The sequence below is a fragment of the Roseateles sp. AC306 genome (assembly GCF_979253795.1).
The window spans coordinates 134,333-147,247 of the sequence record NZ_CEEDEB010000010.1 but is presented as its reverse complement, the minus strand read 5'-3'; the positions used below and the strand labels follow the sequence as shown (position 1 = coordinate 147,247).

Here is a 12,915-nt window from a genome sequence, read left to right as displayed (position 1 = left end):
AGGGCCTTCGCGACCTGTTCCCGTAGTGTTAACAGGCCCTAGTCTTCCAGCCCCAGGAAGCCGCCGCTCTGGTGCGACCAGAGCCGCGCATAGATGCCGTTCATGGCCAGCAGCTCGGCATGCGTGCCCTGCTCGACGACGCGGCCGGCGTCCATGACGATGAGGCGGTCCAGTGCCGCGATGGTCGACAGCCGGTGGGCGATGGCCACCACCGTCTTGCCTTCCATGAGCGTGTAGAGCGACTGCTGGATGGCGGCCTCGACTTCGCTGTCGAGCGCGCTGGTGGCTTCATCCAGCAGCAGGATGGGCGCGTCCTTCAGCATCACGCGGGCGATGGCGATGCGCTGGCGCTGGCCGCCCGACAGCTTCACGCCGCGCTCGCCCACAAACGCCTCGAAGCCGCTGCGGCCCTTGGGGTCGGACAGCGTGCCGATGAACTCATCGGCATGGGCGCGCTCGGCAGCACGCTGCATGTCCTCCACGCTCGCGTCGGGGCGGCCGTAGAGGATGTTCTCGGCCACCGAGCGGTGCAGCAGCGAGGTGTCCTGCGTGACCATGCCGATGTGGCGGCGCAGCGAGTCCTGCGTCACTTTGGCAATGTCCTGGCCGTCGATGAGGATGCGGCCGCCATCCGGTGCCAGGTCGTACAGGCGCAGCAGCAGGTTCACCAGCGTGCTCTTGCCCGCGCCGCTGCGGCCGACCAGGCCGATCTTCTCGCCGGGCCTGATGGTCAGGTCGAGGTCTTCCACGACCACCTTGCCATTCGGATAGGCAAAGCGCATCTTCTCGAAGCGCACCTCGCCACGCGGCACGGTCAGCTCGGTCGCGTCGCTAGCATCCGCAATCGACTGCGGCTTGGACAGCGTGGCCAGGCCGTCCTGCACGGTGCCGATGTGCTCGAACAGCGAGGCCATTTCCCACATCACCCAGTGCGAGATGCCGTTCAGCCGCATGCCCATGGCCGTGGCCGCTGCGACCGCGCCCACGCCGATGGCGCTCACGCCCCAGAGGTACAGCGACAGCAGTGCCGTGCTGCCCACGAGCAGCGCCGACAGGATGGCGTTGACGACCTCGAAGCCGGTGACCAGGCGCATCTGGCCGTAGGCGGTGGTCATGAAGTCCTGCATCGCCGACTTGGCATAGCTGGCCTCGCGCCGGCCGTGCGCGAACAGCTTGACGGTGGCGATGTTGGTGTACGCGTCGGTGATGCGGCCCGTCATCAGGCTGCGCGCGTCGGCCTGCGCCTGGGCGATCTTGCCCAGGCGCGGCACGAAGAAGCGCAGCGCGACGATGTAGAGCGCCAGCCACACGGCGAACGGCGCCATCAGCCAGGCATCGAAGCTCGCGACGATGGCGACCATGGTGCCGAAGTAGACGGCCACGTAGACCAGGATGTCGACGACGATGAGCCAGGTGTCGCGCACCGCGAGCGCCGTCTGCATGACCTTGGTGGCGATGCGGCCGGCGAACTCGTCACCGAAGAAGGCCAGGCTTTGCGACAGCATGCGGCGGTGGAAGATCCAGCGCATGCGCATCGGGAAGTTGCCGAACACGCCCTGGTACTTCATCAGCGCCTGCACGGCCGCCAGCACCACGCTGACGCCCAGCACGCCGAGCAGCATCAGCACCACCGGCTGCGGCTTGGCCCACAGATCCGCCGGCTTCATGCCGGACAGCCAGTCGACGAGCGAGGCCATCAAGCTGAACAGCAACGCCTCGGCCGCGGCGATGCCGGCCGTGAACAACATGACCACGACCAGGTGCTTGCGCACGCCATCGGCGCAGCGCCACAGGAAGGGGAAGAACTTCGTCGGCGGCGCGGTGCTGGCGGGTTCGGGATAGGGGTCGACGAGGCGCTCGAAGCGCGTGGCTAACTGTTGGAAAAGCGACATCCGGCTAGTGTCGCCGGACAGCGGTGTCCGGGGCAGTCATCAGCGGCATGCGGCGGCGTCCTTTGATACGCTGCCTCGCATGCCACCGAACTGCCTGCCCCTCGCACGATTCGCCGCCGGCCTGCTGTGTAGCGGGATGGTCGTCGCCACGGTCCACGCCGCCGAACCCGTCCGTGCGCTTCGCGGGGTGACGGTGTATGCCTCTCCCGACGCACCACCCATCGCCGATGGCGTGGTGCTTGTGCGGGACGGCCGCATCGTCGGCATCGGCACGGGCGACGCCGCTTCGGCAGGCGTGCCGCCGCTGGCGCCGGCCTGCGACGGTGGCGTGCTCATGGCCGGCTTTCAGAACAGCCACGTGCACCTCAACGGCGCTGCATTTGCGAACGCCGGCGCCGCCAAGGCTGGCGCGCTGGAAGACGGGCTGACGGCCTTGCTGACGCGCTATGGATTCACCACTGCCTTTGACATCGCGTCCGACCGCGACAACACGCTGGCCCTGCGCGCCCGCGTGAACCGCGGCGAGTTGAAGGGGCCGCGCCTGCTGACGGCGGGCCTGCCGCTGTTTCCGCCAAAGGGGCTGCCGGTCTACCTGGATCACTTCGATGCGGCCTTCCTCGCCAAGCTGCCACAGCCCGCCTCGGTGGCCGCCGCGCTGGCGACCGTGGGGCAGAACCTCGATGCCGGCGCCGAGGCCACCAAGCTCTTCCTGGTGACGCCGCAGCGCAACCGGCCGCCCGCGCGCATGGCCGCCGACATCGCTGCGGCGGCTGCGGCGCAAACCCACCGCCGCGGGCACCTGGTGTTCGCTCACCCGACCGACCTCGACGGCATGCGGGCGGCCTTGCGCGCGGGGGTGGACATCCTGGCGCATCCCCCGCTGGGCGTGCCCGGTCCCTGGCCTGCGGAGTTGATGGATGCGTTGCGCACCGCGGGGGTCCACATGGTGCCGACCCTGAAGCTGTTGAGATATGAGCTGGCCAAGGAGCAGGTGCCGCCGCCGCAGGCCGAGCCCGTGCTGCAGGACACCGTGCGCGAGCTCGGCCGCTTTGCCGCTGCGGGCGGCAAGCTGCTCTTCGGCACGGACGTGGACTACATGGAGGACAGAGATCCCACCGACGAATACGAGCTGCTCGCACAGGCGGGCCTGCGGCCGATGCAGATCCTCGCGTCCCTGACCACCACGCCGGCCGAACGCTGGAACGAAGCCTCGCGGCGCGGGCGGCTCATGCCGGGCATGGAGGCCGATATCGTGGTGCTGAACGGCGACCCGGCGCAGTCGGTCAGGCACTTTGCCAACGTGAAGTGCACGCTGCGCGGCGGTCGGGTGATCTTCAGCCGCTGAAGCGCGGGTCTACTGGCCCTGCTGGCTCGCCGCAGACGCCGGCGGCGCGGGCGGCACCGGCACCACGACGCCCGGTGACAGCGAGATCTCGTCCACCAGCGTGACGCCCGTGACGAAATAGCGCGTCTCACCGAAGCAGGAGCCCGGCAGGCCGACCTTCTCTTCGTAGTGCAGGTTCACGCGCCGGCCCATGACCTTGTTGATGGCCTGGGCCGTGGCCTCGTCGTGCACGGTGAAATAGAACTTCTCGACGCTGGCCGTACCGGGCAGCGACACCAGCGCCTGCTCGCCCTCCCAGGTCTTGCAGACCCAGCCCTTGCGCGAGAACTTCTGCACCCAGCCAGCGCGCTCGCCATCGGAGTAGCTCCAGCGCCAGGCGAACGCGAACCAGGCGGCGACGAGCAGCAGCAGGGCGACGAAGGACAGGGCAATCTTCAGGCGCATGGCGGTCCTGGGGAGCGAGGGCGCGGCGATTGTGCGTCAGGGCGCGCGGCTTCAGACCATGCCGGCAACCATCAAGCCCAGCCCGACGATGCTGACCGCCCACACGCCCGTGCGCACGAAGGGGATGCCGGCCAGGTAGACCGGCAGGTAGACGACGCGCGCCCACAGGAAGACCTGCGCGCCCAGCAGCACGCGCTCGCCGGTGGCGCCGGCGGCCTGGGCGGCCAGGGCCAGCACGGCGAAGAACACCAGGTTCTCAAAGCTGTTGGCCGCCGCGCGCTCGGCACGCGCAGCGAATGGCGTGGCCTCGGGCAGGTTGCCCCGGTTGCCGAAGGCGAGCATCAGGCCCTTGGGCGTCCAGGCCCGCGCACGAATGAGGCTGGCGGCGATGACCATCCCCCAGGTGAGCAGGGTCATGCAGAGGACGAGGGACAGCAGCTTGGGCATGGTGACTCCTGGGAGTGGCCGCGTCGGGTCGACGCGGCGCGGATCATCAGCCCTGACTGCCGAAACGCGCCTGGGAGCGAACCCGCGCCTTCTCGGCCTCGACGTCGCGGTTCTTGGGTTCGGCCGTCGTCACCAGCGACGCGATCAACGTGCGCGCCTCGTCGGCGATGGCCGCCACCGCATGATCGAAGGCCGCGGCGTTGGCTTGCGACGGCACGTTGAAGCCACTGAGCTTGCGCACGAATTGCAGTGCGGCGTCGCGGATCTCGACCTCTGTGGCGGGAGGCTCGAAGTTGAAGAGGGTGCGGATGTTGCGGCACATGGTGGCGGGCATCGAAGTCGAGTCGCCTGCCATCCTAGGCCGCCCGGCTAGCGCTGCCGCAACAGCCGTCCGAGGCCCAGACCCGTGGGCTGGGCAAGCCCCGCAGCGGCGGGTGCCGGCACCGCGCGCTGCGCCATCCAGAAGCCGCCGCAGAGGATGTCCGGCCGGCCGTCGCCATCCAGATCGCCGACGGCGACGACATCGGCAAACGAATCGGCGGGCGTGGGAATCGGGAAGGTGATGCCGGCACCGAGCGTGCCGTCGCTGCGTTGCAGCGACACCATGACCACGTAGTTCGACGCGGACGACACCGCATCCAGGCGGCCATCACCGTCGATGTCGACGAGCAGCACGCGGCTCACATCGGTCGCCGCGGCCAGGAGGCTGCCCTCCGAAAGCTGGCGGTTCGCGTCCTGGAGCATCACCGTCAGCGAGGAACTGCGGGCCAATGAAGCGACGAGGTCGTTGCGGCCATCGCCGTTGACGTCGCCGATCGCGACGCCGGTCACCATCTCCAATGGCGAAACCATTCGGTATTGCGGCGGCGTGAAGTTGCCGTCGGCGCGCTGCAGGGCGAAGCCGATCTGCCGACCGGTCTGGGCCCAGCCCCCCACCGCGGCGATGTCGGGCCGCCCGTCGCCATCCAGATCGCCGACGGCCAGGCTGCCGAGCCCGCCGCTGTGCAGCGTCACCGGCCGAGGGTCGTTGAACCGCCCGTCCGGGGCTTGCAGCCAGACCTGCACTTCATCACCGTCGTACGGCCGACTCACCAGATCGGGCCGGCCATCGCCGTTCATGTCCACCACACGCACGACCCGGCTCGAAGCCGTCGCGATGACCTGGCTGACGGCATGGGTGCCGCCCGGCTGGCGGCGCAGGATCTGGATCGCGCCGCTGCCGGTGCCGGCGACGATGGCCGCCCGGCCCTGGCCGTCGAGGTCGACCACCGATAGGCTGGTGATGTCGACGCCGGAGGGCGCCGTCGCATAAGTCTGCGAGCGCCCCAGGGTGCCGCCGGGCTCCCCGAAGAAGACCTGCAGCGTCGGGTTGACCCCGAACAACACGTTGGCCTCCAGGGCCAGCACGGCGTCGTTGCGGCCATCGCCGTCCACGTCGCCGATGGCGGCGGCAGTCACGCGGGCCAAGGTCAGCGTCTTCGAGGCGCCGAAGCGGCCGGGGTCGGTGTAGAAGTCCCATCCCGTCGACGTGACGCTGTTCCCCAGCTGATCGCGCAGCCCGTAGATGTTCACGCGGTAGCGCGAGCCTCGTGCCAGGGGCTCCTTGGGCGTGAGTGTCACGGTGCGGCCGGAGACGCTGAAGTCGACTTGAACACCCCCCAGATCGACCTTGTCCGGCGTCAGCCAGTTCATGTCGGTGTCGTCATCCACGGTGAAGACGATCTTCGTGTCGACCGGCACGTCGCGCGCATCCGCCAGGGGCTGGACGGGCCTGGGCGTTGGGGCGGTCGCATCGAAGGTGAACTGCCAGCTGACCTCGGCCGCCAGCGGGTTGCCCGCCACATCGCGATTGACCGTGCCGAGGCGCGCGGTGTAGGTGCCGCTGGTCATCGGCGACGTGGGAAGGAAGGCCACCACCTTGCCATCCCATTGCCACACCGCTCGGCCGGGGACGGCCTTGCCGTCGGATCCGATCACCTGGAGCGCCTCGCCGCCAGGCGACGTGTCCATGGCTTCGCTGAAGTAGGCCGTTACGTTGGTGCAGCAGGCGCCTATCGCGGCGCCTGGGCGGGGGTGTTGGTCGACAACCGCCGGGGCGCCGCTTTCGCTGCGCTGTGCGTCGACACGCCAGCTGACGAGGCTGGACTCGCGGCTGACGGCGGGCAGTGAACCGTCACGCGTGGTGACGCTGCTGCGCACCCGGCCGATGTCGGGCGCATACCAGTCGTCCGACGTGATGACGACCGTGCTCGTCGTGCCGTAACGCGACAGCTGGGTCGTCCGCGTGGACGTCGTCTGCACATGGGCAACGCCGCTGTAGCTCGTGCCGCCGATGGTGAGGGATTCGAATCCCACGAGGGTCGCTTCGATGCGCACCGTCACCGGGTCGGGCAGCGCGTCGTCGTCCACCCACACGCCGTTCGATATGGTCTTGTCGGCCACCACCCAACGGTTGCCGGCCACGAGCGGCAGCTTCAACATGAGCAGCGGCCCCACGGCGGCGCTGACCACGTCGGCGGCAGGGCCGGGGAGCAGGCTCACGCCGCTCGACGTCTGCTGGTACAGCTCCTCCGACCGGCCATGGCTGTCGAGAGTCTGCAGGACCGTGGCCACTCCCGACGCGGCCGACTGCGTGCCGGTGATCAGCACGAGGGTCGTGTCGTCCGCACCCGCGCGATAAGCCCAGCGGTCGCCGACGTTCAGCGGGAAGTAGTTGGGCTCACGGGGCGCGGCCGGAGCGGGGCCGGGACCAGCGTCTGGCGAACTGCTGCCGCCACCGCCGCCGCCACCGCACGCCGCAACCAGCGCAGCCACGCACAAGGCCATGCCGCGGCGACAGGCCCTCAAGACCGTCGATCCCATATGTTCTTTGCCTCCCTCAGGAAGCGCTATTTTGGGCCGGGTGTCTCCGCATGCCGCTCGCGCCACGCACGCAATGCGCGGCGGTAGTCGTCCATGGCCATGTCGTGCAGATCGAAGATGCAGGGGTCGCAGCCATTGCCGCAGCAGGCGTCCAGGTCGGGCTGGTGCGGCGGCTGGGGCATGGGGTCGGGATCGGGTACTTCGGTCATCGGCGCTGATTTTGAAGCAGCGAAGATGGCGAGCCCGCTTGCGCTGGAGATGCCCGTGTTCGCCATCAAGGCCGAGATTGCCGACCCGCTGGCCGAGAGCTTCGACTTCCACGCGCAGAAGACGATGTACGGCGGCCGGCGCATCGCCGTGGGCGATGTGATCTACCTGTTCGCCAGTGAGAACGAGGGCGGCGCGGGGTTGGTGGCGCGCGGGGTCGTCACGGCGGCCGCAGCCGTGCCCAGGCTGCCCGGCGTGGAGCGGCAGACGCCGCGCGTCAGCATCACGGTGAGGCGCACGGCGCTCGCGCAACGCCGCCTCGGCCGGGCGGAACTGAAGCCCTTTGCGGACTGGCAGGACGGCCGCCCCGAGACCGAGCTGAACTTCAAGTTCTACCGCCAGGCGACGAACAAAATCGTCGGGCTGTCGGAGGAGACTGCAGCCTTCCTGAGCGACTTCTTCTGACGCGGTTCAGTAGTCGAACACCAGCCGGCCGCCGTAGCGTCCCTTCGCCACCGCCGGCTCACCGGCCGGGCCGGTCAGCTCGGCGGCCTGGAACTTGGCGCCCATGGCGGGAATGGCCTGCATGAAGCCGAGGTCGGCATGCGGGAACTCCACGGTCGTGGTGGGGAAGTCCTCGCGTTTGAAGCCCAGTTGCAGGAAGGGCGCGCCGCTGCTGTGGACGGTCAGCGCACCGAGCTTGAGCCAGCGCGGGTCGGCGAAGTAGCCGGGTTGTGCCAGGTCATGCACGCCCAGCAGCGGGCCGCGCAGGCGGTTCTGCCAGACGGGCGCGGGGCCGCGCACGAGGGCGCGCACGGCCGGGGCGTCACCGGCTGTCCGGTCGAAGGAGATGCCGTGATGCAGCATGGTGCCGTCCAGGCTGTAGGCGTAGTCCAGCGTCAGCCGGCCGTCGGCGCCCAGCGTCCAACGCGCGGTGTCGAGACCGCCGGCGTGGCGCGTCTCCAGCCAGGCCTGGGTGGCGCTGCTGCCAGTCTGCAACGCGACGGCGCCGCCTTCCGGCGGGGCGAAGCGCGCCGGCTCGAAGCTGAGCTGCACGCTCTTCACTGTGGGCCGCTGGCGTACGCCTTCGAGGCCGCTGATGCGCAGCGCCTTCACGGGCTGCGGCGGGAAGCTGTAGGTCTGGCCATCGCCGACGACACGGCCGCCGTCGAACACCGTCGTCCAGCGGCGGCCATCGGACGACACCTCCAGCTTGAAGCGCGCCCAGCCATCGGCGACGACGAGGCCCAGGTCGATGCGCGCGCCATTGGCCAGCGCGGGCGCGGGCAGCTCGTAGACGCCGTCGCCCGAGGCCACAGGGTCCAGGCGCTGCGGCTCGGTCTTGTCTTTCGGGCGGGCCAGCACGAGGCGGGGGCCATTGCTCAGCGGCAGCGGCGCGCCCGCGCGGCTCAAGGTCAGCAGCAAGCCCGTGGCCGCGTCGAAGCGGGCGGAAACATCGCCGGCGGTCAGCTCGACGGCGGCGTCAGTGATGCGCACAGTGGGCGCGCCCTCCCGGCGTTGCACCGGCGGCGTTGGCCGCGCGGCCGTCGGCCAGACCCAGCTCAGCAGCGCCTCGTCGCCGCGCATCGCGGTCAGGCGCAGCGCATCCGCCTGTTGCCAGCCCTGGGGCAACGGCAGCTTCAGCGTGCCGGCCGATTGCGCTTCCACGGCTGGGCCGGGCAGCGTGCCGTGGGCCAGCACGGTGGGCTCGGTGCCGGGCGCATCGGGCGCGGCAAAGCGCAGCCATTCCCAGCGAAAGCTCAGCGTCGTCAGCGCGCTGAAGTCGTACTGGTTGCTCACGCGCAGTCGGCCGTCGAAGCGCGCATCCAGGCGCGGCGCATCCACCTGCACCGGCGACCAGATGTCGCGCACCGTGAACCAGCTCGGCTCCTTCTCGTGATGCGGCCCCACCAGCCCGTCCGGCGCATAGGCGGCGTAGAGGTCGATGCGCCCGCCCTGGTCGACGCGCTTCACGCCCTCGTCGGCCAGGTTCCACAGGAAGCCGCCGGCGCCGCGCGGCGAGGCGCGCATGGCCTGCCAGTAGTCGTCCAAGCCGGAGCCGGCGCCGCCATCGAAGAGGCCGTGCAGGAACTCTGTGGGCATGACCGGCATGGGGCCGGCCAGGCGCTTGAGCAGGTCGGGGTAGCGCGGGTAGTGCTTGGTGTCGATGCCACCGAAGGGCGCCCAGGGATGCAGCACGGGGCGGGCACGCGGGTCGTGCAGCGCGAACTCGCCGTCCAGCTCGGTGTTCCAGCCGCCCTCGTTGCCGTTGGCCCAGAACAGGATGCTGGGATGGTTGACGTCGCGCGCCACCAGTTCGCGCACCAGCTTGCGGCCGTTCTCGGTGTCGTGGGCCTTCTGCCAGCCGGTCAGCTCGTTGATGACGTACAGGCCCAGCTCGTCGGCCGCCTCCAGGAAGGCCTTGTCGGGCGCGTAGTGGGCCACGCGCATGGCGTTCATGTTCATGGACTTGATCAGCCGCGCGTCTTCATAGGCCTGGGCGCGGCTCAGCGCGCGGCCGGTCTCGGGGCGGAAGCTGTGGCGGTTGACGCCCTTGAGCAGGATGCGCCGGCCGTTCAGGAACAGGCCATCGGCGCGGACCTGCAGCGTGCGAAAGCCGAAGCGCTCGCGCACCTGGTGCACGGGCTGCTGGCCGGCGTAGAGCGTCAGGTCCAGGAAGTAGAGCGAGGGCGTCTCGGCCGTCCACAGCGACGGCTTGGCGATGCGGGTGCTCAGGCTGACGCGGCCCGCGCCACCGGCGGGCACGGCCACCTCGAAGGGCGCGCCGACCGCCTGTCCGGCCAGCGTGGCGACCTGGCCCACCACGCGTGTGACGGTCTTGCTGCCGCGCAGGCTCACGTCGGCGCGCAGCTCGCCGCTGGCCTCGGCCGCGATGGCCACCTGGGCGATGGACTCGGCCGGCGACGCCTCAAGCCACACCGGGCGGTGGATGCCGCTGAAGGCCCAGTAGTCGCCGTGGCGCTCGGCGATGTCGGTGGCGGTGTTGGCCGAGGCCTCGCTGACGTCCACCTCAAGCTCGTTGCTCTCGCCGGCCGGCTTGAGCCAGCGCGTGATGTCGTGGCTGAAGCGGTTGAAGCCGCCCTGGTGGACGGGGCCGACCTGCTGGCCATTGAGCCTGACCGTCGTGTCGGTCATCACGCCGTCAAAGACGATGCGCACATGGCGGCCCTGCCAGGCGGCCGGCACGGTGAAGCGGTGGCGGTAGACGCCGCGGTCCGCCGCGCGCGGGCCCTTGTCGTAGCCGTACTGGTAGTGGCCAAAGCCCTGCAGCTGCCAGTTGGACGGCACAGGGATGCGCGCGGCCTCGCCGGCCCGCATGCCGCCGCTGATGGTGAAGTCCCAGGGCACGGCGTCGTCCGGGCCGCTGCCCGACAGCATCTGCACCTCGGTGGACGGTGGCACCGCCGCCGCTACACCAACGCCCAGCGCCAACAGCCATGCCAGTGCAAGGCAACGCAACCCGTTCATCGACACCCCTCGTTTGCCGGGCCGCAGGATAGGGCGCATCCATCGGCCGGAGCTTGCGGCGGCGCTCATCCTGTTGACTGAATGACAGGCGGGCACGCAGCGCAGGAAGGGCCGTTCCTAAACTCCGGCGGCCTCCTGCTGACCCTCTACGCCATGACGCTCAAGCTCCGCGCTCTCGCCAGCACCCTCGCTCTCGTCATGGCCGGCCTGATCGCCACGGCCACGCTGGCGCAGACGACCGCACCCCTTCCGGTCCGTATCGACGTGGACGCCGGCCGCACGGTGGGCGAGCTCAAGCCCATCTGGCGCTTCTTCGGCGCCGACGAGCCCAACGTCGCGACGATGAAGGACGGCCGCAAGCTAATGAAGCGGCTGGGCGACCTGAAGCCGGGCAGCGTCTACTTCCGCACCCACAACCTGCTGAACACCGGCGACGGCACGCCGGCCTTCAAGTGGGGCAGCACCAATGCCTACACCGAGGACGCGCAAGGCCGGCCCATCTACGACTGGACGGTCGTCGACCGCATCCTCGACAGCTACCTCGAACGCGGCGTGCGGCCCTATCTGCAAATAGGCTTCATGCCGCAGGCCCTGTCCAGCGCCAAGCCGGGCACGCCCTACCAGCACAGCTGGCGCCCGGGCTTTGCCTACGAGTTGATCGCCGGTGGCTGGAACGCCCCGCCCAAGGACTACGCCAAGTGGGGCGAGCTGGTCTACCAATGGACCAAGCACTGCGTGGAACGCTACGGCCGCGACGAGGTGCTGACCTGGTACTTCCAGGTCTGGAATGAACCCAATGGCCCAGCCTACTGGACCGGCACGCAGGAAGAGTTCAACAAGCTGCACGACTACGCGATTGCCGCCGTGCGCCGCGGCCTGCCGCAGGCCCGCGTGGGCGGGCCCGATGTGGCCGGGTCGGGCGGCGCCTTCATGGATGCCTTCCTGAAGCACATCGTCAGCGGCACCAACCACGCGACGGGCGAGGTGGGCACGCCGACCGACTTCCTGGCCTTTCACGCCAAGGGCAGCCCGCGCTTTGTCGATGGGCGGGTGCGCATGGGCATGGCAGCGCAACTGAACGGGGTCGCCAACGGCTTCAAGAAGATCGCCGCGGTGCCCGAGCTGAAGGCCAAGCCCATCGTCATCGGCGAGAACGACCCCGAAGGCTGCGCCGCCTGCCCCGGCCCGCAGAACGCCTATCGCAACGGCACGATGTACTCCAGCTACACGGCGGCCAGCTACAAGCGCATCTGGCAGCTGGCCGAGCGCCACCAGGTGAACCTGGACGGCGCGCTGACCTGGGCCTTCACGTTTGAAGACCAGCCCTGGTTCGCCGGCTACCGCCAGCTCGCCACCAACGGCGTGGACCTGCCAGTGCTGCAGGTCTTCCGCATGTACGCGGCATTAGGGCCGACGCAGGTGCAGGCCAGCAGCGATGCCGAAGTGCCGCTGGACGATCTGCTCGCCAACGGCGTGCGCGGCCGCCCGGACGTCGGCGTGCTGGCCACGCGCACGCCCGATGGCAAGGTCGCCGTGATGTCCTGGCACTATCACGACGACGATGCCGACGGCCCGGACGCGGCGGTCACCTTGCAGCTGTCGGGCCTGGGCACGCAAGCCACCCGCTCGGTGACGCAGCAGCGCGTCGACAAGACGCATGCGAACGCCTTCACCGCCTGGCAGGCGATGGGCTCGCCTCAGGCGCCCGACGCCAAGCAATACGCGCAGCTGGAGGCCGCCTCGGTGATGGCGCCAGCCAAACTGCCGGCGCTGGCGGTGGCCAATGGCAGCGCCGCGCTGAGCTTCACGTTGCCGCGCCAGGGCGTGACGTTGATCGTCATCGAGTAGGCGCTGACAACCGCTGGCGCAGGACCGCCGCACGGGCTTCCAGCGTCAACAACTCGCGCCCGTACTCCTCGTCCTTGATCGCTGCGATGCGCGCGTGGATGTCGCGCAGTTCGTTCAACGGCGCCGACGCCAGCTGGGCATCGGCCGGCAGCCGCTCGGCCCATTCGAGCAGCAGCTTGGTGATGACACCGAGCTGGTCGCCGTAGCTCGCCACGTCGAAGGCCTTGGCCTCGATGCGGCGATTGCCGGACCCGGGCTTGATGCCGGCAAAGAACAGGTCGAGGCTGGGCTCGATGTCCTGCGCCACGTCGCCGCTGAAAGGCAGGCGCAGCTGCGGTGCCCAGAACCAGAAGATTGGAAACATCGTTCGACTCCCTGCAC

General features: G+C 69.7%; 11 protein-coding genes. 3 read left to right on the top strand and 8 right to left on the bottom strand.

Annotated features, from left to right (window positions below; translation table 11 throughout):
• Nucleotides 1-38: 38 nt before the first annotated feature.
• Nucleotides 39-1,892, bottom strand: coding sequence for an ABC transporter ATP-binding protein (locus AC0IZJ_RS19310; protein WP_471852931.1), 1,854 nt, complete (start codon nt 1,890-1,892; stop codon nt 39-41).
• Nucleotides 1,893-1,971: 79 nt separating this feature from the next.
• Here AC0IZJ_RS19310 and AC0IZJ_RS19305 point away from each other — a divergent pair, with 79 nt between their 5' ends.
• A complete protein-coding gene (locus AC0IZJ_RS19305; protein ID WP_471852929.1) occupies nt 1,972-3,237 on the top strand; it encodes an amidohydrolase family protein in 1,266 nt (421 codons plus the stop codon).
• 9 nt (nt 3,238-3,246) lie between these two features.
• Here AC0IZJ_RS19305 and AC0IZJ_RS19300 read toward each other — a convergent pair whose 3' ends face one another.
• From AC0IZJ_RS19300 to AC0IZJ_RS19280, 5 genes are read right to left on the bottom strand one after another with little or no spacing between them, the layout of a single operon-like run.
• Complete coding sequence (locus tag AC0IZJ_RS19300) at nt 3,247-3,681, bottom strand: hypothetical protein (protein WP_471852927.1); 435 nt, start codon at nt 3,679-3,681, stop codon at nt 3,247-3,249.
• A gap of 51 nt (nt 3,682-3,732) precedes the next feature.
• Nucleotides 3,733-4,128, bottom strand: coding sequence for an MAPEG family protein (locus AC0IZJ_RS19295; protein ID WP_471852926.1), 396 nt, complete (start codon nt 4,126-4,128; stop codon nt 3,733-3,735).
• A gap of 46 nt (nt 4,129-4,174) precedes the next feature.
• Nucleotides 4,175-4,450, bottom strand: coding sequence for a DUF2277 domain-containing protein (locus AC0IZJ_RS19290; protein ID WP_471853018.1), 276 nt, complete (start codon nt 4,448-4,450; stop codon nt 4,175-4,177).
• A gap of 47 nt (nt 4,451-4,497) precedes the next feature.
• Complete coding sequence (locus tag AC0IZJ_RS19285; RefSeq protein WP_471852924.1) at nt 4,498-6,975, bottom strand: FG-GAP-like repeat-containing protein; 2,478 nt, start codon at nt 6,973-6,975, stop codon at nt 4,498-4,500.
• Between the two features lie 41 nt (nt 6,976-7,016).
• Complete coding sequence (locus tag AC0IZJ_RS19280; RefSeq protein WP_471852923.1) at nt 7,017-7,199, bottom strand: oxidoreductase-like domain-containing protein; 183 nt, start codon at nt 7,197-7,199, stop codon at nt 7,017-7,019.
• A gap of 25 nt (nt 7,200-7,224) precedes the next feature.
• Between AC0IZJ_RS19280 and AC0IZJ_RS19275 the strand changes: the two genes are divergently transcribed.
• The gene (locus tag AC0IZJ_RS19275; RefSeq protein WP_471852922.1) at nt 7,225-7,662 is read left to right on the top strand and encodes a hypothetical protein; all 438 of its coding nucleotides are present in this window, start codon (nt 7,225-7,227) and stop codon (nt 7,660-7,662) included.
• Between the two features lie 6 nt (nt 7,663-7,668).
• Here the strand turns inward: AC0IZJ_RS19275 and AC0IZJ_RS19270 are convergent, their stop codons facing one another.
• A complete protein-coding gene (locus AC0IZJ_RS19270; RefSeq protein ID WP_471852921.1) occupies nt 7,669-10,686 on the bottom strand; it encodes a glycoside hydrolase family 2 protein in 3,018 nt (1,005 codons plus the stop codon).
• A gap of 153 nt (nt 10,687-10,839) precedes the next feature.
• On the opposite strand from AC0IZJ_RS19270, the gene AC0IZJ_RS19265 reads away from it, so the two are divergent.
• Complete coding sequence (locus AC0IZJ_RS19265; RefSeq protein ID WP_471852920.1) at nt 10,840-12,534, top strand: GH39 family glycosyl hydrolase; 1,695 nt, start codon at nt 10,840-10,842, stop codon at nt 12,532-12,534.
• Here AC0IZJ_RS19265 and AC0IZJ_RS19260 read toward each other — a convergent pair.
• Nucleotides 12,524-12,898, bottom strand: coding sequence for a hypothetical protein (locus tag AC0IZJ_RS19260; RefSeq protein ID WP_471852919.1), 375 nt, complete (start codon nt 12,896-12,898; stop codon nt 12,524-12,526). The genes AC0IZJ_RS19265 and AC0IZJ_RS19260 overlap by 11 nt on opposite strands.
• Between the last annotated feature and the right edge of the window lie 17 nt (nt 12,899-12,915).